17 protein-coding genes are annotated in these 21,490 nt (G+C 49.4%); 11 read left to right on the top strand and 6 right to left on the bottom strand.

All coding sequences use genetic code 11. The features are described 5' to 3' along the window. Window positions 1–94: 94 nt before the first annotated feature. From KWJ01_RS26055 to KWJ01_RS26015, 9 genes are all read left to right on the top strand, one after another. Window positions 95–2,068: a glucoamylase family protein gene (locus tag KWJ01_RS26055; RefSeq protein WP_225000074.1), complete on the top strand. Its 1,974-nt coding sequence runs from the start codon at window positions 95–97 to the stop codon at window positions 2,066–2,068. A 309-nt stretch (window positions 2,069–2,377) separates the two neighbouring features. After that, the gene (locus tag KWJ01_RS26050; protein WP_225000073.1) at window positions 2,378–2,992 is read left to right on the top strand and encodes an RNA polymerase sigma factor; all 615 of its coding nucleotides are present in this window, start codon (window positions 2,378–2,380) and stop codon (window positions 2,990–2,992) included. Between the two features lie 599 nt (window positions 2,993–3,591). After that, window positions 3,592–4,491, top strand: a complete 900-nt coding sequence (locus KWJ01_RS26045) for a metallophosphoesterase (protein ID WP_225000072.1) — start codon at window positions 3,592–3,594, stop codon at window positions 4,489–4,491. A gap of 128 nt (window positions 4,492–4,619) precedes the next feature. Next, a complete protein-coding gene (locus KWJ01_RS26040) occupies window positions 4,620–5,987 on the top strand; it encodes a glucoamylase family protein (RefSeq protein ID WP_225000071.1) in 1,368 nt (455 codons plus the stop codon). Window positions 5,988–6,029: 42 nt separating this feature from the next. Next, on the top strand, window positions 6,030–7,763 hold the full coding sequence (locus KWJ01_RS26035) for a family 43 glycosylhydrolase (RefSeq protein WP_225000070.1): 1,734 nt from the start codon (window positions 6,030–6,032) through the stop codon (window positions 7,761–7,763). Window positions 7,764–7,859: 96 nt separating this feature from the next. Further along, complete coding sequence (gene bglX / locus KWJ01_RS26030; protein WP_225000069.1) at window positions 7,860–10,184, top strand: beta-glucosidase BglX; 2,325 nt, start codon at window positions 7,860–7,862, stop codon at window positions 10,182–10,184. A gap of 147 nt (window positions 10,185–10,331) precedes the next feature. After that, window positions 10,332–13,145 (top strand): PQQ-dependent sugar dehydrogenase, encoded by a 2,814-nt coding sequence (locus tag KWJ01_RS26025; RefSeq protein ID WP_225000068.1) that lies wholly within the window; start codon window positions 10,332–10,334, stop codon window positions 13,143–13,145. A gap of 36 nt (window positions 13,146–13,181) precedes the next feature. Continuing rightward, entirely contained in the window at window positions 13,182–13,949 is a 768-nt protein-coding gene (locus KWJ01_RS26020) for a DUF1080 domain-containing protein (protein WP_225000067.1), read from the top strand. 131 nt (window positions 13,950–14,080) lie between these two features. After that, window positions 14,081–14,821 carry an SUMF1/EgtB/PvdO family nonheme iron enzyme gene (locus KWJ01_RS26015; protein WP_225000066.1) on the top strand — a complete coding sequence of 247 codons (741 nt, stop codon included), beginning with the start codon at window positions 14,081–14,083 and terminating at the stop codon, window positions 14,819–14,821. Window positions 14,822–14,967: 146 nt separating this feature from the next. Here KWJ01_RS26015 and KWJ01_RS26010 read toward each other — a convergent pair whose 3' ends face one another. The 4 genes from KWJ01_RS26010 to KWJ01_RS25995 all read right to left on the bottom strand — a co-directional run bounded on the left by KWJ01_RS26010 (window position 14,968) and on the right by KWJ01_RS25995 (window position 19,332). Then, entirely contained in the window at window positions 14,968–15,843 is an 876-nt protein-coding gene (locus KWJ01_RS26010; RefSeq protein WP_225000065.1) for a substrate-binding domain-containing protein, read from the bottom strand. Window positions 15,844–15,956: 113 nt separating this feature from the next. Further along, window positions 15,957–17,339 carry a GH1 family beta-glucosidase gene (locus KWJ01_RS26005; RefSeq protein ID WP_225000064.1) on the bottom strand — a complete coding sequence of 461 codons (1,383 nt, stop codon included), beginning with the start codon at window positions 17,337–17,339 and terminating at the stop codon, window positions 15,957–15,959. Between the two features lie 38 nt (window positions 17,340–17,377). After that, window positions 17,378–18,478, bottom strand: a complete 1,101-nt coding sequence (locus KWJ01_RS26000; RefSeq protein WP_225000063.1) for a glycosyltransferase family protein — start codon at window positions 18,476–18,478, stop codon at window positions 17,378–17,380. After that, window positions 18,478–19,332, bottom strand: a complete 855-nt coding sequence (locus tag KWJ01_RS25995; protein ID WP_225000062.1) for a UDP-2,3-diacylglucosamine diphosphatase — start codon at window positions 19,330–19,332, stop codon at window positions 18,478–18,480. The genes KWJ01_RS26000 and KWJ01_RS25995 overlap by 1 nt, the downstream gene beginning before the upstream one ends. A gap of 14 nt (window positions 19,333–19,346) precedes the next feature. Here KWJ01_RS25995 and KWJ01_RS25990 point away from each other — a divergent pair, with 14 nt between their 5' ends. Further along, on the top strand, window positions 19,347–19,514 hold the full coding sequence (locus KWJ01_RS25990; protein ID WP_225000061.1) for a hypothetical protein: 168 nt from the start codon (window positions 19,347–19,349) through the stop codon (window positions 19,512–19,514). Between the two features lie 176 nt (window positions 19,515–19,690). Here KWJ01_RS25990 and KWJ01_RS25985 read toward each other — a convergent pair whose 3' ends face one another. Continuing rightward, window positions 19,691–20,155 carry an RDD family protein gene (locus KWJ01_RS25985; protein ID WP_225000060.1) on the bottom strand — a complete coding sequence of 155 codons (465 nt, stop codon included), beginning with the start codon at window positions 20,153–20,155 and terminating at the stop codon, window positions 19,691–19,693. A 14-nt stretch (window positions 20,156–20,169) separates the two neighbouring features. Then, on the bottom strand, window positions 20,170–20,805 hold the full coding sequence (locus KWJ01_RS25980) for a bifunctional 2-polyprenyl-6-hydroxyphenol methylase/3-demethylubiquinol 3-O-methyltransferase UbiG (RefSeq protein WP_225000059.1): 636 nt from the start codon (window positions 20,803–20,805) through the stop codon (window positions 20,170–20,172). Window positions 20,806–20,990: 185 nt separating this feature from the next. Here KWJ01_RS25980 and KWJ01_RS25975 point away from each other — a divergent pair, with 185 nt between their 5' ends. Then, window positions 20,991–21,413, top strand: coding sequence for a VOC family protein (locus KWJ01_RS25975; protein WP_225000058.1), 423 nt, complete (start codon window positions 20,991–20,993; stop codon window positions 21,411–21,413). The last annotated feature ends 77 nt before the right edge of the window (window positions 21,414–21,490 follow it).

Below are 21,490 nucleotides of genomic sequence, written 5' to 3'. Positions count from 1 at the left end.
TTAGCTAAAAGACTCATTAGTTTAAGAATGGTTGGTTGGTTTATTGATTGATAAGGGCCTCATTCTTTTGAGGCCCTTATTCTTAAATCCTGTTATGTTAGTTACCAGACTGAATATCATCATATTAGTACTCTTTGGCTTCCTTGCTGCATGTGAGAAAGAGGAGCCTGCTGGTGGTACACTACAGCTGCAGCAGGTATTTGCCGGATCATCGGAAATTGATCTGGAGAGTACTGTAAGCAGTGGTATACCCGTTGATGCCAGCATTGTTCTGGTGTTTTCAGGTCCTGTAAACAAAACCACCGCCAGCAGTGCTATTCAGCTAAAACAGGGTAACGATGTTGTTGCTACAAACATCAGCTTTCAGTCGCAGGATAAGTCTGTGGTTATTTATCCCAATGGTGTTCTTCAGAATAATACCGTTTACACGCTTTCGATAACAGACCAGTTAACAGGCGCCAGCGGAGAAACATTTGAGCCCAGGGAGCTTAGCTTCAGAACCAAGGCAGGTGCATTAACAGTAACCGCTCTTACCATTGATGGCAGGAGCGTTAGCAGTGCATCCAGAATCTCCAATGTGCCTGCAGATCTTAAGATGGCAGTTAACTTCTCTGTTCCGGTTAACCCGGCATCTTTTGAAGATGCCCTTAGCATAACCGGGCCGGGAAGCGCAGGATTGCAGGTCACTTATTCCAATGATCAAAAAACAGCAGAAGTCACTACCACAGCTCCTTTACAATATCTGACTAAATATGAGTTCTCCATCTCTAACCAGTTGCAAGGCACTGGTGGAGAAGGATTTTCAGGTATTTCAAAAACCCTGTACACGCAGCTGGACTCCACCTACAAGTTTCCAGAGATCTCCGATGAAGCGCTGCTTACCAGGGTGCAGGAGCAGACTTTCCGCTACTTCTGGGATTTTGCCCACCCTACCAGCGGCCTGGCCCGGGAAAGAAACACCTCAGGCAATACTGTAACCATTGGTGGTTCCGGCTTTGGGGTAATGACTATCCTGGTGGGTATTGAAAGAGGCTTTATCAGCAGGCAGGCAGGTGTTGACAGGCTGCAGAAGATTGTTAATTTTCTGGAAACTGCCGACCGTTTTCATGGCGTGTGGCCACACTGGATAGATGGAAACACCGGAGACGTTGTGCCCTTTAGTACCAAAGACAATGGGGGAGATCTGGTGGAAACTGCTTTCATGATCCAGGGCCTGCTGGCAGCAAGGGAGTATTTAAACCCTGCAAATCCGCAGGAGGCACAAATTATACAAACGATTAACCAGTTGTGGGAAGCCGTAGAGTGGGACTGGTATACGAAAGAGGGCGAAAATGTACTGTACTGGCACTGGTCGCCTGATTATGGCTGGGAGATGAACCATCGGATACAGGGCTGGAACGAAGCATTGATTGTATATGTACTGGCAGCTGCCTCACCCACACATCCAATCGACCCGGCAGTGTATCATGAAGGTTGGGCAAGAGGGGGTAATATGCAGAACGGGAACAGCTACTATGGTATAAACCTCCCACTGGGAGAAGCCTTCGGAGGCCCCCTGTTTTTTGCGCACTATTCCTTTTTAGGGCTCGATCCCCGAAATTTGCGGGACCAGTATGCAAATTACTGGGAGCAAAATGTAAATCACAGCCTGATAAACCAGCAGCATGCTGTTGCCAATCCGCAGAACTGGGTAGGCTATGGCGAAAAGGCCTGGGGTTTTACTGCAAGCGATAACCAGGAGGGATATTCGGCTCATTCGCCCACCAATGATAAGGGAGTCATTACACCTACTGCAGCTTTATCATCCATGCCATATACACCAGATGCCTCTATGGATGCTTTAAAGCATTTTTATTACTTAATGGGCGATAGAATATGGGGCGAATACGGCTTCAAAGATGCATATAATCCTACGGCTCAATGGTACGCTGATTCTTATCTAGCCATCGACCAGGGGCCCATCATCATCATGATCGAAAACCACCGGTCTGCTTTGCTTTGGGATCTTTTTATGTCGGCTCCGGAAGTGAAAGCTGGTTTGGAAAAGTTAGGGTTTTCGTATGAATAGCCAATTAATTGTGTAAGTGAGTCTGAATTGATACCTTTCTTATGAACTCATAGGTATTTTATTAAAAAAGCTGTTTGATATAACAGCAAAGCAGCAGGATTAAGTACTGTAATCCAACAAAAGATAAACTATTTGCCTGTCTTAGAATGCAGCATCTTTAGACATATATTTCAGAATAAAGCCAGAGTTGATATTTATTCCCTCTTTATATGCTCATTTGTTAAGAAATGCAGAATAAAATAATCTGTATTTAATAATTTGCACAAATTAAAATTCTTACATTTAAGGTGTGTGTAAGAGGGAGGAATTTTGCAGATTCATTATAAGAATACATCTTTTTTAGAAGATGACATTGCTCTCTGGCAGGAGTTTTCAGAGGGTAGTGAGCTTGCTTATGAACACATTTATCACAAGTATGTAAGCGAATTGTTCAGGTACGCTTATATGGTTGTGAAGGATAAATCTTTGGCAGAAGATGTAATACATGATGTGTTTACCGACCTCTGGAGTAGTAGAGAAAAGCTTGGTAAAGTGCGCTCAGTGCGCCTCTACCTTTTTTCCAGTGTTAAAAGAAGAGCACTGCGGAAACTAAAAAAAGAGAACGTATTTTCTGATTTTGATCTGAGCGCTGCGCAACCATCTCCTGGTATTTCAGCTTCTTTCCTGGATGAGCTTATTGATGTTCAGCAAAAAGAAACACTTGCAGCAAAAGTAAAGAAGTGCCTTGCAGGTTTATCTAACCGGCAAAGAGAAATCATCTACCTTCGCTTCTACCAGGATATGTCTTACGATGAAATTGCTCAGTTGCTACAACTCGATCAGAAGTACATCTATAACCTTGCCTCCAAGGCTTTTGGCATTCTGCGTAAAAGCATACCACCCATTTTTGTAGTTTACGTTTTGTTGATTATTGATCTTTTTTAGCCTTTCCAGCACTTTTACTCTATAATTCACGCTGTTTCGGCAAAAGCTCAAAAACATTTCTTTAGCAATAAAACAGGTACCATTTACAGGCTTAAGCGAATGGTGTTCAGCCTGGCATTATCAATAATTGCTAAGCAAAAAGTGTTGTTTTTGTATAAGCCAGGCGAGCGGCTCCAGTTTTCCCGCAGAAGTAGCAGAATAGGAGCAATATGGGCTCATGCTAATCAATTGATTTAGTCATATCCATAAAGGCAGCTGAACGCAACGCCATATTTACCCATGCTAATTTGAAAAAAGTTACTCCCGGATAGTGGAAAATTCGGGCTGGTTGACTCATACTATATGAGCCAGCAGTTATGATATTGCTGCCAGCAAAGTTTCTTAAAGAAATTGCCTACTGGCAGCAGGCCTAACGACAAGGTAACTGTATGTGTTTTAGAAAGTTTCAGGAGCAGTAATGATGAAAAAACAACTGTTTATCAGGTGTTTTTTTAAGCTTCAGTAAATAACAGGGAATGGTAAAGCTTTTACATTATTTTTTGATTGTTGCAGCCTGCCTCAGCTTGTGCGCCTGCAACAAGGCAGGCAGAGCCTTTACTATGGTGTTACTGCCCGATACACAAACATATGCAGAGAAGCACCCGGAGATTTTTGAGGCTCAGACACAATGGATCGCAGCCCATGCCGATAGTTTTGCTTTTGTACTGCAACAAGGCGATCTCACTCAGAACAATAATGATGAAGAGTGGCAGGCAGTGGCAAAATCACTGGCATTACTCGACGGCAAAATCCCCTACACCTTTGTGCCCGGCAATCATGATATGGGCAGTGAGCCTGGCAAATTCGCCGATGTACGGAACACCACCCTCTTAAACCAGTACCTGCCCCTAAGCCGCTATCAGGAACTGCCAACCTATGGAGGAGCCTTTGAAGCAAACAAGGTAGATAATACCTATCATAAGTTTAAAGCAGGAGGGCTTAACTGGCTGGTGCTTTCACTGGAGTTTGGCCCCCGTAACGAGGTACTGGACTGGGCGAATAGGGTAGTGGAGGAGCACCCCTACCATAAAGTAATTCTCAACACCCATACTTATCTCTATTCAGACAGTACCCGGCAGGGGGGAGAAGACTGGTGGCGGCCGCAGGCTTATGGCATTGGTAAAGATACGGGAGCCAGGGCACCAAACGACGGCGATCAAATCTGGGAGAAGCTGGTGAAAAAACATCCAAATATGGTGTTTGTCTTTAGCGGACACGTGCTGCACGACGGCGAAGGTACCCTGGTAAGCGAAGGCGTTAACGGAAATAAGGTATACCAGATGCTGGCAAATTACCAGGAGGGAGTAAAAGGATCAGAAAATGGGGGCAATGGGTACCTGCGGCTTATTACCGTAGATCCAAAAGCGGAAACGATTAAAGTAAGCACCTATTCTCCTTACCTGGATACTTATATGACAGAACCAAAGCAGCAGTTTAGGTTTGAAAATGTTGATTTATGAACCCTACTCATAACTTATAAAACTGCCGCTTAGGTAAAGCAAACATAAAGGCACAGGTTTATTTTATAAATCTGCCGGAGGGCAGCGGACCCGGCAGATCAAATTTTATACAACAAGAAAACCGGTAAATGAAAACAGCCACTACATATTTCCTGCTACTTGTTGGCTTACTATTAGTAGCTTGTCAGCAGCCATCTGAACAAACAAATAGTGCAGAGACCTCCCCGGCAGATAGTAGTTTAACTGATGAAGAGCTGCTGACGCTGGTTCAGAAAAACACCTTTCAGTATTTCTGGGATGGTGCGGAGCCTGCCTCTGGCCTGGCGCGTGAGCGGATTCACCTGGATGGCGACTATCCGCAAAACGATCAGAACGTGGTAACCACCGGCGCCACCGGCTTTGGTGTAATGGCCATACTGGTAGGCATTGAGCGGGGGTTCATTAGCCGGGAGCAGGGTTTTGAGCGCATGCAGAAGATTGTAAACTCCCTGGAAAAAGCAGATCGCTTTCATGGTGCCTGGCCGCACTGGCTCCAGGGCGAAACCGGCAAAGTAAAACCTTTCAGCCCGAAAGACGATGGCGGTGACCTGGTGGAAACAGCTTTCCTGGTACAGGGGCTGTTAACGGTACGGGAGTACTTCAAGGATGGAAATGCCCGGGAACAAGCACTTGCCAAAAAGATAACACAGCTGTGGGAAGAGGTAGAATGGGACTGGTACCGTAATGGACAGGATGTGCTTTACTGGCACTGGTCACCCAACCATGGATGGGCCATGAATTTTCCGGTATCAGGCTATAACGAGTGCCTGATCATGTATGTGCTGGCTGCGGCATCGCCCACACATGGTGTGCCGCCAGAGGTGTATCATAAAGGCTGGGCCCGTAGCGGTGATATAACTGCAGATGCCGAGCAGTATGGTTACAAAATTCCGCTGGAGCACAATGGCCAGCAGGGGGGTGTTGGCCCCTTGTTCTGGGCGCACTATTCTTACCTGGGGCTGGACCCCCGCAACCTCAAAGACCGCTATGCCGATTACTGGCTGCACAATACCAACCACACCCTGATACACCGGGCCTACTGCATCGATAACCCCAAAGATTATGAAGGTTACGGCGAAGAGGCCTGGGGCCTTACCTCCAGCTACTCTCCCCCGCCAAGGGGTTATGCCGGCCATAGCCCAAACGAAGATTTAGGGGTAATTTCCCCTACAGCGGCACTTTCTTCCTACCCCTATACGCCAGAAGAATCTATGAAAGTGATCCGGCATCTGTACGAAGACCTGGGTAACAAGGTATGGGGCAAGTATGGTTTTTATGATGCCTTCAGCGAAGAGCAGGATTGGTACCCCCGGCGTTACCTGGGCATAGATCAGGGCCCTATAGTGGTGATGATTGAGAACGGACGCAGCGGCCTGCTCTGGGACCTGTTTATGGGCGCTCCAGAAGTGCAGGCAGGTTTAAAGAAGCTGGGCTTCGAAAGCCCGGCCTTAAAATAGATGTTCTTCAACCCAATGTTAGTGCTTGAGAAAAGTATACAGATGAAAAAAAGCCTTTCAGGAATAATTCAGCTTATAGTAGCGGCGCTGTCCCTGACAACAGCTCAGGCACAGGGTACCCACATGAGCACCTATTGCAATCCTATCAACATCGACTATACTTATGCGGTATACGATGCCCATAAAGATATCTCTTACCGCTCCGGTGCAGATCCCGCCGTGGTGGAGTTCAGGAACGAGTATTATATGTTTGTAACCCGCTCCATGGGCTACTGGCACTCCACAGACCTGCAGAACTGGAGCTTTATCCATCCGGAAAAATGGTACTTCCAGGGCTCAAATGCACCGGCTGCCTTCAACTATAAAGATTCTGTTCTCTACGTAGCAGGAGACCCTTCGGGCTCCATGAGCGTTCTCTATACCGATAATCCTAAAAAGGGCGACTGGAAAGCAACCCCCTCTATTTTATGGGACCTGCAGGACCCTGCGCTCTTCATCGATGACGACGGACAGGCCTATATGTACTGGGGTTCCTCCAATACCTATCCGCTACGGGTGAAAAAGCTGGACAAAGAGCACCGCTTCAAGCCTTCTGAAGAAACCGTAGAGCTCTTTAAACTGCACGGAGACCAGCATGGCTGGGAGCGCTTTGGCGAAAACCATGCAGATACCGCGCTGGCAGGTTATATGGAAGGGGCCTGGATGACCAAGCATGGGGGAAAGTACTACCTGCAGTATGCCGCTCCCGGCACAGAATTCAATGTGTACGGCGATGGTGTGTATGTAAGTGATAGCCCGCTTGGGCCTTTCACCTATGCCCCTAACAACCCGGTGTCTTACAAGCCGGGTGGCTTTGCCAATGGTGCAGGCCATGGCAGTACGGTAGAAGGTCCCGGCGGACAGTACTGGCATTTTGGTTCTGCCACTGTTTCTGTAAACATGAACTGGGAACGCCGCATCAGCATGTTTCCTACTCACTTCGATAAAGACGGCCTGATGCATGTGAACACCTACTTCGGCGACTATCCTCATTTTGCGCCAGCCATTGCCGGAAGGGAGGGTGCTTTTGCAGGCTGGATGCTGCTCTCTTATAAAAAACCTGTAAAAGCATCTTCTGTACTCCAGGATTTTAGGGCCGATCATATGGTAGATGAAAACATCAAAACTTTTTGGGTGGCAGAAAATAACAACGATCAGCAATGGGTGGAAATAGACCTGCAGAAGCCGGGCAGGGTACATGCCATTCAGCTGAACTACCACGATTATAAGTCAGACCTCTACGGAAAGGTGCATGGGCTGTACCACCGTTACCTGATTACAGGCTCTACAGACGGTAAAAACTGGGTAACCCTTGTAGATAGAAGCGATAACCACACCGATGTACCAAACGATTATGTAGAGTTGGGTACGCCGCAAACAGTGCGGTACATCCGTTTTCAGAACATCCACGCACCTACTACCAACCTGGCTGTTTCAGGATTGAGAGTGTTTGGCCAGGGCCAGGGAAAAGCGCCCCAAAAGGTGCGGAGCTTTAGCGTAAACCGCCGCACCGACCGCAGGGATGCCATGATCAGCTGGGAAAAGCAGCCTGATGCCCAAGGTTATAATGTGCTCTGGGGTATAGCTCCTGATAAGCTATACAGCTCCTGGCTGGTTTATGGAGATAACACGCTTGAACTGAAGAGCTTGTCAGTAGACCAGACCTATTATTTTTCAGTTGAAGCTTTCAATGAAAACGGGGTATCGGCAAGAACAAAAGTTGTTAAAGTAGAATAAGTAAGGGGCTGGTATCTCTTGTACCAGCTGCTTAGCATATTGGCTAAGGCTATCAACAAAAAAATGATTAACTGACTCTCAAAATATAAAGGACATATGAAGCAAATCATACGCACAGCCCTTATCATATCTATTGGGCTGATGGGCACGCAATGTAGTACCGCACAACAAACCAAACCTGCGCAAACACAGGGAACTGCCGTTAATGAGCAGCAAATGAAGCAGTTTGTAGATGATCTGCTCAGTAAAATGACCCTCGAAGAAAAAATTGGTCAGCTGAACCTGGTGGCGGTGGGCTTTGATGTTACTGGTCCGGTGGTAAGCGAGAACGTAGATGAAAATATCCGCAACGGTAATGTGGGTGGTGTGTTCAACACCTTCACCCCCGTAGCTGCCAGAAAATTGCAGGAGTTAGCCATCAATAACACACGCCTGAAAATTCCGCTTTTGTTCGGCTACGATGTTATCCATGGGCATCGTACCATTTTTCCGATGCCCCTGGGGCTGGCGGCAAGCTGGGATATGGAAGCTGTAGAGCGCAGCGCCCGCATTGCAGCCGACGAAGCCAGTGCCGATGGACTGAACTGGGTTTTCTCGCCCATGGTAGATATATCCCGCGATCCGCGCTGGGGGCGCATTGCAGAGGGTGCAGGAGAAGACCCGTACCTGGGCAGTAAAATAGCTGCAGCAATGGTGCGCGGCTACCAGGGCAACGATCTTACAAAAAACAATACCGTAATGGCAACCGTAAAGCACTTTGCGCTGTATGGTGCTCCTGAAGCCGGCCGCGATTACCATACGGTAGATATGAGCATGAACCGGATGTTCAACGAATACCTGGCCCCTTACAAAGCGGCCATCGATGCTGGTGCCGGCAGTGTAATGACTGCTTTCAATGAGGTTAACGGGGTGCCGGCCACTGCCAACAGGTGGCTGCTGACGGAACTTCTGCGTGATCAGTGGGGCTTCGATGGTTTTGTAGTAACTGACTATACAGCCATCAATGAATTGGTACCACACGGATTGGGAACCGAAGCAGAGGTAGGTGCTCTTGCTTTGAAGGCAGGGGCAGATATGGACATGGTAGGCGAAGTGTATCTGAAAAATGTGGCCCAGCTGGTAAGAGAAGGCAAGCTGACAGAGGAAGATGTAACAAAGTCAGCACGCCGTATTCTGGAGGCCAAGTACAAGCTTGGTTTGTTCCAGGATCCTTACCGCTATACCGATGAAGCCCGTGCGAAAGCTACCATCATGAAACCGGAGTACATTACCGCCGCCCGTGAAATAGCCCGTGAAAGCATGGTGCTGCTCAAAAATGAAAATAATGCACTACCCCTGAATAAAACAGCCTCTATAGCACTGGTTGGCCCATTGGCCAGAAACCAGCGCGATATGATTGGTAACTGGAGTGGCGCCGGCGACTGGAAGCAGGCAGTATCGGTAGAGCAGGGCATCCGTAACGTAGCAGGCAGTGGTGTAAAAATAAATTATGCAAAAGGCGCAAATATTGCCGATGATCCGCAGATGATCCAGCGCCTGAATGCCCATGGCGGAGAGCTGGAAATAGACACCCGCTCTTCTGAGGAAATGATAGCAGAGGCGGTAAAAGTAGCCCAGGCTTCTGATGTAGTGGTAGCAGTGGTAGGCGAATCGCAGGGCATGTCTGGTGAAGCCGCCAGCCGCGCCGACATAAGCCTGCCGGGCAGGCAGCAGGAGCTGCTCAGAGCCCTGAAGGCAACCGGTAAGCCGCTCGTGCTGGTGCTCATGAATGGCCGGCCGCTGGCACTGCAGTGGGAAGCCGAAAATGCAGATGCCATATTAGAAACATGGTTTGCCGGTACGCAGGCAGGTAATGCTATTGCAGACGTACTGTTTGGCGACTACAATCCATCAGGCAAGCTACCCGTTACATTTCCGCAGGTAGTGGGGCAGGTGCCTATTTATTACGCGCAGAAGAACACAGGCCGTCCCTATGGCGGCGAAATGCTCGATAAGTACAAATCACGCTATATGGATGTGAGCAACGAGCCCCTTTACCCATTCGGCTATGGCCTGAGCTATACTACCTTCAACTATGCTGCGCCGCAGTTAAGCCAGACCAGCATAACACCTCAGCAGGAGCTGGAGGTACGGGTGGATGTAACAAACACCGGCCAGAGAGATGGAGAAGAAGTGGTGCAGCTCTACATCCAGGACCTGGTAGGCTCTATTACGCGCCCGGTAAGGGAGCTTAAAGGCTTTCAGAAGATCGCTCTTAAAAAGGGCGAAACCAAAACAGTAACCTTCAGGATTACGGCCGACGATCTGAAGTTCTACAACAACGACCTGGAGTATGTGTATGAGCCAGGAGAATTCAAGGTATATGTAGGCCCTAATTCAAGAGATGTACAGGAGCTAACATTTACCCTTAGCGGGCAATAAGCAAAAGCCCTTAACAAGCAGCAAAACCCTGCAATACGGGTAACATATAGTTACTAGTATTGCAGGGTGCACTGCCAAAGCCATTGTTAAGGACAGGTACATCCTGAACATCAGTAAGAACACAGAAAATATAACTGCAGAAATTTAATGACGAGGTTCCTTTACTTAGCATTACTGGTTGGCCTGCTGTTGGCCTGTTCTGAACCCGATCCTGAAACAAAAGTGGTTGATCGTGATGCTAAGCCTGAGTTTACCCGCTTTACCCAAAAAGTGCTGGCCGATGGCCTAGAGGAACCACTGCAAATAGAGTTTGACACCAAAGGCTGGGTGTATTGGATTGAACGGCCGGGGAACATCAAAAGAATAAACAGTGCAGGCGGGCAGGTAGAAACACTCGGAACAGTTTCTGTTGCCGGAGGCCCCGCTCCTGGTTTGATAGGTTTTCTGCTGGACAAAGACTTTGAGAATAGCCGGCAGCTCTACCTCTATTATTCAGCATTAGAGGATAAAGGAGAGATTATGCGCCTGTCGCGTTTTACCCTTGGCACCGACAACAAGCTTAACATGGCCTCCGAAACTGTTTTGCTGCGGATTCCATGGGAACAGCCCGATGGCCACCATTTCGGAGGTGGCATGGCCTGGGACGAGCAGGGTAATCTTTATCTTTCGGTTGGTTGTGATACGGCACCTACGCAGTACGCACCGCTGCCTTTTACCAATGAGGGCGGGCGTGGGCAGGATGGAGCAAGAACAGCCGGTAACACCAATGATCTGCGCGGCACTATCCTGCGCATCCGCCCCCGGCCAGATGGCAGTTACACCATTCCTGAAGGAAATCTTTTCCCGGAAGGCACTCCCAACACCCGTCCGGAGATCTTCATCATGGGCAACAGAAACCCCTGGCGCCTGACGGTCGACTCCGAAACCGGTTACCTGCATTGGGGAGAGGTAGGTCCGGATGCCGGCGCTAATGCTGAAATATATGGCCCTATGGGCTACGATGAATTCAATGTGGCCAAAGCACCTGGCAATTATGGCTGGCCCTTCATTGTTGGTAAAAATCTGCCCTACAACAGTTACAATTACCAGACAGGCAGCTGGGGAGAGCCCTACGATCCGGAATCGCCCATTAACAGCTCTCCAAATAATACAGGATTGCGGGAGCTGCCCCCTGCACAGCCGGCGCTGGTTGCTTACCCTTACAAGGTAGCAGAGGAATGGCCTATACTTGGCAGTGCCGCGCGTTCTGCAGTAGGCGGCCCAGTTTTTCGGCAGGCCGATTTTGCTCCGAATGCAGCACGTGTATTTCCAGCTTACTTCGAGGGCAAGTGGCTGGTAACCGACTATGTGCGTAACTGGATTATGGTGATTACCATGAACAGTGCACGAACGGAGGTGGAGTCGATAGAGCACTTGCTGCCCCCGGAACAACTTACCCACAAACAACCGCTCGACATGGATTTTGGCCCCTCCGGAGATCTTTATCTGGTTGAGTACGGCAGCGGAGGGCAGGGGCGAATATCGAGAATAGAGTACAATGCCGGTAACCGGGCACCCATTGCACTGGCCGGTGCAGAGCCCTCAACAGGTGCCGTTCCCTTAAAGGTCGGCCTTTCCTCCAAGGGCTCTACAGACTTCGACGGAGATAATTTAAACTACACCTGGCAGGTAAAGCCTCTTACCGGCGGGCAGGTGAAAAATTATACGCAGCAAAATCCATCGGTTACAATTGAGCAGCCCGGCAGGTACAGTGTGCTGTTAAGGGTGAGCGATCCGGCCGGGGCAAGCGACAGTGTATCTTTAGAGATTGTAGCCGGAAACGAACGACCAGCCGTTGACTTTGAAATAAGCTCCGGGAACCAGACTTTCTATTTTCCAGGCAAAACAATAGAATACAAGGTACAGGTAAGCGATAAGGAAGATGGCAGCCTGGCCAACGGAAATATTGCCCCTTCAGCTGTAGCTGTAACGGCAGAGTATATTCCTTCAGGCATGACCTTTGAGCAACTGACTACCCTTAAAGAGAGAGGAGCGCTGGAGGAGGGCACAGCGCTTCGCCACCTGCAGGCCAGATCCCTGATCACCCAGTACAATTGTGTAAGCTGCCATAAGCTGGATGCGCCCTTGGTAGGACCCTCTTTCCTGGATGTTGCACAAAAATACAAGGAAGAGGAGCGGGTTTTTGAAAACCTAAGCCTAAGCATCCGGGAAGGCAGCAGCGGTAAATGGGGCACAACGGCCATGCCACCACATCCTATGCTCAATGATACAGAGGTAAAGCAAATTGTAGATTTTATACTGGATGTTGCCGGCACTGAAAAAGGGCAGCAGTCGCTCCCTGTAGAAGGTAGTTTCAAAACCCTGGCATACAAAGTTAAGGGAGCAGGTGGCCGTATGGCTTCTTTTTTCTCACCTCCCTTCGAATTGGGTTCGTATGTGCTTCGGGCAACTTATACAGATAAAGGATCGGGCAAAGCAGCAGGACTTAACCTTACTGCTGATGATATTGTGCTGCTGCGATATCCCTTACTGGCTCCTGAAACAGCAGATGTCTTTTCAGAAGAAGGTATTTCGTTTACCCCCTCTACCAACGATCCCGGCTTTATATTTACGGGCAAGGGTGGGTACATCGGTTTCAGGAATATCGATCTTACTGGCATCAACAGGATTAACATTGGTGCCATCACCAGGTTCTGGCACTGGTCGCATTTTGTTGGTGCCACCATAGAGCTTCGGCTGGGCTCTCCAACCGGTACACTTATCGGTGAGCCTTACGAAAGAATTCCTCCGGCTACCTCTGAGGCCAACGGACCCTTTTTTGGTGATGCCGGAGGCAGGCCCATTCCGGTAGATGTTTCGGAAATTGATGGAGTACAGGATATATACATAGTGGTGCGGAATCAGGAGGCTAAAGATACCGATGCACTGGTGATAATGACGGGGATTGAATTTGAGCAATAAGCCGCAGGTCTGGAGGCAGGCGTAGATTCTTAGAATATGCAAAAAGTACATACTGATTCCTTTGAAGCAAGTGGCTTTGCTCCTCCGGGGCCAATGCAGAAAGTATTAAGATCAGGCATGCTTGGTCTCTTTCTGCTGATTACAGGAGCATCAACGCTCATTGCACAGCAGAATTCCATTCCAAAAGGGTTCACACCTATATTCAATGGCCGGGATCTTAGCGGATGGCATATCAGCAAAACCAGCCACCACGGAACATCGGGTAATTTCTTTGTAGAGGATGGAAGTTTAGTGATGCAACAGTACCCCTACGGACAGGGCGGCATTATTCTTACTGATAAAAAATACAGGGATTTTGAGCTGTACCTTGAATTTAAGGGGGATCCGGGTACTAATGGAGGGATCTTCTTCAGATCCAGTGAAAGTGGTTCTGCCTACCAGCTGGAGGTTGCAGGAGACGGTGAGCCCGGCACAGGAAACCTGATTGGTGAAATGCTACGTACCACTACCACCGCTGAGGCTACAGATTTGCAGAAGGTATGGAAAAAAGGCCAGTGGAATTCCTTTCATCTGCGTGTTGAAGGAGCAGCACCCCACGCAACGCTATGGGTAAACGGCGTGAAGATGTGGGATGTAAAAGCCAGGCGTAACGATTTAATTGCAGATGTAACCGAAGGAATGATTGCCCTGCAGCTGCACTGGAGTTCAACCCTAGTACCGGTACCGGGCGGGAGCTGCTGTGGTTATTCATGGAAACCAGATGCTGCCCATGCTTACCGGAACATCGCCATCAAAGAATTGTAGTTTCCACTAAAGCTAAAAGGATGAAAGTTATCAGTGCTTCCTTTTTGATCATACTATTGGCTACAGCAACACTATACTGCCAGCAGCCTGGTACAAATAACTCAAAGCGGAAACTTACCAACACAATAGGAATGGAATTTGAGCTGATTGAGCCCGGCAGTATGGTAGTAGGCCGGGTGGAGCTGGAATGTCCTAGCCCGCCAGACACCCGGGAAGTAGATGCAAGCGTTCGCTGGACGGAGGAGGACTTTAAGCGCTGCGAGGAGCTTGCAAGGCGTGATTCAAGACCTGGTTTCCTGGTTACCATCAACAAGCCTTACTACATAGGAAAATATGAAGTAACGCAGGGGCAATGGAAAAAAGTAATGGGCACAAACCCTTCTTTTTTTCAGGAAAGCAGGGTAAAAGGCAATGCAGACCAGCACCCCGTTGAAGGAGTTAGCTGGGAGCAGGCCCAGGCTTTTATTAGAAAGCTCAATGCCCTGGATACAGCTGCCGTTTACAGGCTGCCAACAGAGTTTGAGTGGGAGTATGCAGCCAGAGCCGGAGCCGATAAGCTCCTTTCGTGGGCAGAAACAAAAGAGCAGGCCTGGATTCAGGATACCAATAAAGGCAGTACGCAGCCGGTAGGTAAGATGAAGCCAAACCCCTGGGGCCTCTACGATACGATTGGCAATGTGTGGGAATGGGTAGAAGATTACTACAACGGAAAAGTATATGCCAGTCCTGTGCCTCCTGATAGCGGAGAAGTTCATGTATTAAAGGGCGGAAGCTTTATCTCTGATGTTGTAAATGCCACCTATTTTTTTCATGCCGGTGGCCCTGGAAATGGCTATGATGTAGGCTTCCGGCTTGTGAGAGAGACTAAGTAACTTTAGGGACTACTCTTCAATAAACTCCTTTTCTAGGAGAAAGCATTGTTAGGTCTAGAATGATCAGGTTATAGGCGCACCCCGGACTTTAGTCCGGGGTACATTTCTTACAGCCCTGTCCTTAGCGGCGGGGTTCCGGATCTGTTCTATACAAGCTGGCAGGTTTCAAAGCACAGGCTTTCTGGAGGGCTCTTTTTAGTGATCAGGTTTACACTTTTCAGCGCGTTCATTACCTCCTCCAGCATCAGCATAGGTATAAGGCTGTTATTGGCCCAGCGTACATCATCCCACCAGATTTTGGCATCTTCCGGCTTCAGGTGGTAGCGGCGTGCAATGGTGGCCGGGGCTTCCGGATTAAACTTAAGCTGCTGTGCATACTGCCGCACCACCTGCAGCACCTGGCTTACCTGCTCGGCCTGTTGCTGCATTACCTCCTCGCGTACCACTACCACAAAGCAGGGCCAGGGGGTAGGCCTTTCGCCTATGCGGCGCCACTCACCACTATCTACCAGTGGTTTGGTCATAAACTTTTCCCACATAAAAACATCGGCAGTGTTATTGGCCAGAGCGGTTCTGGCACCTTCCAGGTTGCCTACTATTTCAAATTTCAGGTTTTTGGTGTTCCACTCCCTGGATTTTGCATCTACAAAGGCCATAATGTGGGAGCCGCTGCCCTCGCGGCTAATGGCATAGGTACGGCCTTTCATATCATCGATCTCCTGAATGGAAGAATCTGCATGTACATGAATGCCCCAGAGGAGCGGGCTGTCTACATAGAGGGAAAGAATCCGGTAATTGGCACCACGGATAATATCGGCAACAGCTCCTTCTGTCAGGAGCATGGCAATATCCAGCTTATTCTCACGCAAATCTTTGGCCATGGCACCGGTACCACCGGGATAATCCTGCCAGTCGAGGCTAAGGCTGAGGTTGTCAAAGGCTTTGTCTTCCAGTGCCAGGTGCCAGGGCAGGTTAAAATGCTCGGGCACTCCGCCAACGCGTAGTTGAGATTGGTTTTTCATGGGTAAAAAAAGCTCTGTAACGAGTTATGATAATGTTAGAGCATTCAACGCTCGGGCTTAAATCACATACGTGCAAAAAATAAAGAAGTGGCAGTGATTATACTAATCCTAACCTAAAAAGTGTGCGGCTGTTTTTTTTCTGCAGCAGAAGCTCTGTTTGCCAGGAAATGGCTGTACCAGTAGCCGGAGTCTTTAACAGTGCGCTTTTGCGTGGCGTAGTCTACATGTACCAGGCCAAAGCGGGGCCGGTAACCTTCTGCCCATTCAAAGTTATCCAGAAAGCTCCACACAAAGTACCCTTGCACAGGTGCTCCTGCGTGGCGGGCCTGCAACAGCTGGTACAGGTGCTCCTGCAGGTATTGCTGCCGTTGCGGGTCCTGTACCCCTCCGTTTACCAGGGTATCGGCAAAAGCAGCGCCATTTTCAGTGACGATGATCTTTTTGATCCCTTTGTACTGGCTGTACTGCATTAGCATGTGGTGCAGGGCGGGGGGGTGTACCTCCCAGTCCATTTCTGTTTTGGGCACCCCCCGTTTTTTTGCAGATACTAAGCGTGCCTGCATAAGAGGCACCCAAAAGCTGTAGCGCACCAGCTCGCGGGTATAGAGCTGCAGGCCCACAAAGTCAAAACTGAAGGGGAGCAGCGCTTCGTCATGGGGTTGCATGTACTGCTCAAGCCGCTGCAGAAAAGGGAGCTCCTGCACAGGATACCCCAGCCCCAGGCAGGGCTCCAGGAACAGGCGGTTCAGAAGGGCATCGGTTCGCCGGGCAGCTGCAATATCTTTTTGGTTGCCCGGGCGCAGGGGCTCTACCCAGCTGCCACTGTAGGTGGTGCCAATTTGCGCCTGCGGGCAAAGCTGCCTCAGGATTCGCCCGCCGGCGGCCTGGCAGAGGGTGGCATGGTGCACCGCAGGTAAAAAGTTTTTAAGCCAGCGCCTGCCCGGTGCATGAATGCCCAGGAAGTGACCGGCACCGGTAAAAGCCAGGGGTTCGTTCAGCACCATCCAGTGCTGCACCCGATCGCCAAAGTGCAGGGCGCACAGGCGGGTGTATTCACTAAACCAGTCTACTATTTGCCGGTTAGTCCAGCCACCTTTATCTTCCAGCGCCTGGGGCAGGTCCCAGTGGTAAAGCGTAACCCAGGGTGTAATGCCGGCCTCCAGCAGCCTGTCGATAAGCCTGTTGTAGAAATCAATGCCTTTTTGGTTAACTGCTCCGGTACCTTGTGGCAGTATTCTGGGCCAGGAGAGCGAAAATCGGAAGTTGGTGATGTTAAGCTGCTTTAGCAGGGCAACATCCTGCTGCCAGAGGTTATAGAAATCACAGGCGGTGCTGCCGCTATCGCCATCAGCTATTTTACCCTTTCTGGCACAGAAGCTATCCCAGATAGAAGGCCCCTTACCATCTGCCGCCGCCGCACCCTCTGTCTGATAGGCAGATATTGCCGTTCCCCAGACAAAGTCTTCACCAAAATCTTTCCTGCTTATTTTCTGCACACCTGCCGGAGATCAGCTTATTTGTCTGTGATATTTCCTTAGCGGTTCTTCGCCTGGTATTCATAATGCTCTCCCGGTTTCTGCAGCAGGCGAACCAGCCCCTCCGGAACAATGCTGTGTACTTTGGAGGGAAGGGCCTCACTGGTGGAGGCCACGGCATGTTTAGCCAGAATAGCATCTACCATTTCCTGTGTGCGGTCGGGGTAGAGTACGGGTATCGGGGAGCCCTTTTCCAGCCAGTCCAGTATTCTAGGGAGCTGCTTTTTCTTGAATGATTTTAATACCGCTACGCCCATGGCTTTTAAGGCAGCTGCATTGCACTGCTGCTCATACTGGTACTTCATGGGTACCACCATCAGTTTCTTTTTCAGGAAAAGGGCTTCTGCAGGTGTGGCAAAGCCTGCAGCACATAAAATGCCGCTGCAGCCTTCCATACTTTCCAGAAAAGCCCTTTCTTTTATTGGCTGTATGTTTACGTTGCCACAGCGGTAAGGCTTTTTGCTGTGCTTGCTGAATACCTGCCAGGGAATGTCGGGTATGGCGGAGAGTACCTTCAGGATTAGCTCATCGCTGTGTGCAGGCAGGTATACGGTGTAATAGCCCTCGTCGCTGGGTTGTAGCTGCCGTACTTCCTGCCGTATTACAGGCGTAAAAATGTTGGGTTGGTAAGCCTGAAAGTGAAAGCCATAAGCGGCAGCGGTAGGAGCATAATAACGCAGTACCATTTCACCAACAGGATCGCGGTGTTTGGGGCGCGGGGTGCCGGGCAATAATATGGTAGCCTGGTTGCTTAAGCCAATACAGGTTTTGCCCTTAAGCTGGCTGGCCCAGCAGGAGATTGGCTCAAAATCGGAGATCACCAGGTCGTATTCCTGCACTGGCAGGCTGTTAACTTCCTTCATGATCTGCTGCAGGTAATTTCTGCGCCAGGTGGCGGCGAAATCGATTCCACCCTTTTGCCCGAATATAAAGCTAATGCCATGGTACTGGTATTTAGGCGGAACGGGTAAAGAAATATCGGCCTGGGTACCACTTACCAGCACCTCTACCTCTGCGCGCTTTTGCAGCGCCGGAATAATTTCACGGGCACGGCTCAGGTGGCCGTTGCCGGTGCCTTGCACAGCATATAAAATCTTCATCAGGCCGATTTAGGGTTAAATTCTGCCATTAGCAGGGCATAAAGCTGCTGCTGATCTGGTTCTGCAACATCGCCATCTTCAGAATCCGGCACGAGCATGCTGCTGTCTTCGGCAAAGCGGTAGAGCTGCCACTGCCCGTGCTGATACTCGAGTGCCGTGAGGCTCTCTACCCAGTCGCCTGAGTTGAGGTACAGCACACTGCCATGCTGGTTGCTGATGGTGCGCAGTTCGGGCTGGTGAATATGGCCGCAGATCACATAGTCGTAGCCTTTTTCAATGGCAATGTCGGCAGCGGTGAGCTCAAAGCCCGAGATAAATTTTACGGCAGATTTAACACTGCCCTTGATTCGTTTTGAGAAAGAAAGGCGCCCACGCCCCATTTTCTGGCTGCAGAAGTTGGCGAAGGTATTCAGTAAAATGAGCCCGTCGTAGCCATGGCCACCCAGGCGGGCCAGCCATTTGGAGTGTTGCATGGTAACATCAAAAACATCGCCATGAAAAACCCAAGCCTGTCTGTTACCCAGTTTCAGCACAGCTTTATTGCTGATGCTAAAGTTCTGAAGCTTAAAGCCAGTGAAGCGGCGCAGCAGCTCATCGTGATTGCCGGTAATATAATGTACCTGCACTCCTTTGCTGATGAGGCCCATGATATACTTTACCACCTGCATATGTGCTTTTGGCCAGTAGCTTTTGCTGAACTGCCAGATATCGATAATATCGCCATTTAGCACCAGTGTTTTGGGGCGTATGCTTTTCAGGTAACGCAGCAGGGCTTTTGCCTGGCAGCCATAGGTACCCAGATGCACATCCGAAATCACTACTACTTCTACCTCACGTTTCATTTGGGTGCTCATCTGCTTATAGGTTAATGTCGGAAAGAAGAGCCAAAGGAAGAAAGCTGCCGGAGCAGCAGCTTTGTGAAGAGGTGTTGTCCCAATCGCTGAAAGTAGAGAAACGGCAGCATCGCCTGCCGATGCTGCCGCTGGGAGTGCTGCTGCAGTTGCACCGGCAATGGTGCTTGCTGAAGGGGCTTTAGCTGTGCCTGCAGCAGTAACCGATCAGGGGAAATTTTGTGGTTTTTACTCCTCACCAAAATTAGTGTTTTGCTACACTACAAAAATAGAGGCACAAGATCACCCAATGTTTAAGGAAGTGTGGTGCCTAGATGAAGAATACCACAGATATATTACCGCAATGTGAAAAGGAGGCTTACTACCAGTGCTTTACGTAGGTTTTTGCAATAAGGTCGTGCAGTGCCTGCCGCCGGGGATGTACCAGTGCTACCAGAAAGCCTACAAAGAGCGTAAAGAGGGAGATCAGCTTGCCCAGGTAGCGCAGCGAAGCCTGCCAGAAGCTTAGGCGGTTGCCATCTTCGTCGGCCACATAGAGGCCCAGCACCCGCTTGCCCACCGTAGCTCCCCAGGCGCTGCTGTGCATCAGGGCAAAATAAAGCCAGTAGCCAGCCAGCAGCAGCAACTGAGCCGGTCCCCAGCTTTCCGAGAGGTCGCGCACCAAGTCATCGCCGCGTTGTACAATATCAGCACCCTCGTCGGCAAAGCCAACAACAATAACGGTGGCAATAATGAGGCTCAGCACCAGGTTTACCAGGAAGTAATCGATGATGATGGCCAGCAGGCGGCTCCAGAAAGAGGCGTATTTGTGCTCAGAGGGTTCCATAGGGTGTTTGAAGATTATGCTTCAGTAGCAGCAGTTGATTTCTTTAGTACTAACACGCCCATGCTTCTTTGGTTAGCCACTAATACTGATTTTAGTGGTTCCAGCCACTGAACTGGGTATTGCCGTAGCAAATCTGCCAGAAGGGTTGCACTAAGTACAAAGCGGTAGCTGCCATCTGGCAGCAGGTATTTGCCATCGGCAGTTTTCTGAACTTCATCCGGATTCATGCCCAGCAGGGTGGCGGTGCGGATAAATAAAACGCCTCCGGGCTTCAGCACCCGGTACATTTCTGCCCACATTTGCCTGAAGTGTGCTTCATTTTCAGCAAAGTGCAGCACGGCACTGCTTATTACAGCATCAAAGGCTGCAGGTGGGTAGTGCATTTCTTCTACGCCTGTTTCATCGAAGCGCTCCGCAGGGTAGCCTTTTTGAAGGCTGTTGGCAACATAGCGCAGCATACGTATGGCAGAAGGGTTTTTATCCACTCCCCAGGCCTCGTATCCATTTTTCAATAACCAGTGCAGGTTACGTCCCTCACCACAGCCTGCATCCAATACCCTGCTGCCTGCCGGAAAATAGCCCTTCAGAATGGCATCCAGCAGGTAAATATCTATGTTGCCCAGTTCCTGGTTAAGTTCTTGTGGTGTCATTTGGTGTTGTTAGTACAAAGTATTATCGTACAAGGTAAGTTGATAAACCAGCGTATGCAGCTGCACTTCAGCTATTTTTGCAGTAGTTGGAGCAGCTAACAGCTGCTGCTGAACCTTCACATTAGTTAATCAATAGATTGATCAACAAGCAAATTATTTATCTTTATTTTCAAACATAACCATATATGCAAAACTATACACCTTTTCACCTGGCTTTTCCAATTCTGTCTATTGAAGATACCCGTACATTTTACGGCGAGCTGCTGGGCTGCGAAGTGGGCCGAAGTACCGATAAATGGATTGACTTTAACTTTTTCGGGCACCAGATCTCGGCCCACGTAAAGCCCGAAGAGGTAAGCAGGGCTAAAACCAATGAGGTAGATGGCGATGCTGTGCCGGTTCGTCATTTCGGCGCTATTCTGGAGTGGGAGCAGTGGCACCAGCTGGCCGATAAAGTAAAAGCAGCCGGCATTAAATTCATCATTGAGCCGCACATACGCTTTAAAGGAGAGGTAGGTGAGCAGGCCACTATGTTTTTCCTGGATCCTGCCGGCAATGCCCTTGAGTTTAAGAGCTTCCAGGACATGAGCCAGATCTTTGCGAAGTAAGGCTGTTTATGAACAGGCCTGCATACTACATAGAACCACCTGTAAAAGAGCAGGTGGTTTTTTTGTACTCAAGAGTT

The sequence above is a fragment of the Cesiribacter sp. SM1 genome, assembly GCF_020178975.1.
In the GTDB taxonomy this organism is placed as follows: Bacteria; Bacteroidota; Bacteroidia; order Cytophagales; family Cyclobacteriaceae; genus Cesiribacter.
Note: the sequence above shows the minus strand (reverse complement) of the source record. Positions and strands in the feature narration are given on the sequence as shown.

Excerpts from the sequence above, each read along its gene's own strand:
- KWJ01_RS26055 (WP_225000074.1), top strand. The coding sequence starts at position 95 with ATGTTAGTTACCAGACTGAATATCATCATATTAGTACTCTTTGGCTTC.
- KWJ01_RS26045 (WP_225000072.1), top strand. The coding sequence starts at position 3,592 with ATGGTGTTACTGCCCGATACACAAACATATGCAGAGAAGCACCCGGAG.
- KWJ01_RS26040 (WP_225000071.1), top strand. The coding sequence starts at position 4,620 with ATGAAAACAGCCACTACATATTTCCTGCTACTTGTTGGCTTACTATTA.
- KWJ01_RS26035 (WP_225000070.1), top strand. The coding sequence starts at position 6,030 with ATGAAAAAAAGCCTTTCAGGAATAATTCAGCTTATAGTAGCGGCGCTG.
- bglX (WP_225000069.1), top strand. The coding sequence starts at position 7,860 with ATGAAGCAAATCATACGCACAGCCCTTATCATATCTATTGGGCTGATG.
- KWJ01_RS26025 (WP_225000068.1), top strand. The coding sequence starts at position 10,332 with ATGACGAGGTTCCTTTACTTAGCATTACTGGTTGGCCTGCTGTTGGCC.
- KWJ01_RS26020 (WP_225000067.1), top strand. The coding sequence starts at position 13,182 with ATGCAAAAAGTACATACTGATTCCTTTGAAGCAAGTGGCTTTGCTCCT.
- KWJ01_RS26015 (WP_225000066.1), top strand. The coding sequence starts at position 14,081 with ATGGAATTTGAGCTGATTGAGCCCGGCAGTATGGTAGTAGGCCGGGTG.
- KWJ01_RS26010 (WP_225000065.1), bottom strand. The coding sequence starts at position 15,843 with ATGAAAAACCAATCTCAACTACGCGTTGGCGGAGTGCCCGAGCATTTT.
- KWJ01_RS26000 (WP_225000063.1), bottom strand. The coding sequence starts at position 18,478 with ATGAAGATTTTATATGCTGTGCAAGGCACCGGCAACGGCCACCTGAGC.
- KWJ01_RS25995 (WP_225000062.1), bottom strand. The coding sequence starts at position 19,332 with ATGAGCACCCAAATGAAACGTGAGGTAGAAGTAGTAGTGATTTCGGAT.
- KWJ01_RS25990 (WP_225000061.1), top strand. The coding sequence starts at position 19,347 with ATGTCGGAAAGAAGAGCCAAAGGAAGAAAGCTGCCGGAGCAGCAGCTT.
- KWJ01_RS25985 (WP_225000060.1), bottom strand. The coding sequence starts at position 20,155 with ATGGAACCCTCTGAGCACAAATACGCCTCTTTCTGGAGCCGCCTGCTG.
- KWJ01_RS25980 (WP_225000059.1), bottom strand. The coding sequence starts at position 20,805 with ATGACACCACAAGAACTTAACCAGGAACTGGGCAACATAGATATTTAC.
- KWJ01_RS25975 (WP_225000058.1), top strand. The coding sequence starts at position 20,991 with ATGCAAAACTATACACCTTTTCACCTGGCTTTTCCAATTCTGTCTATT.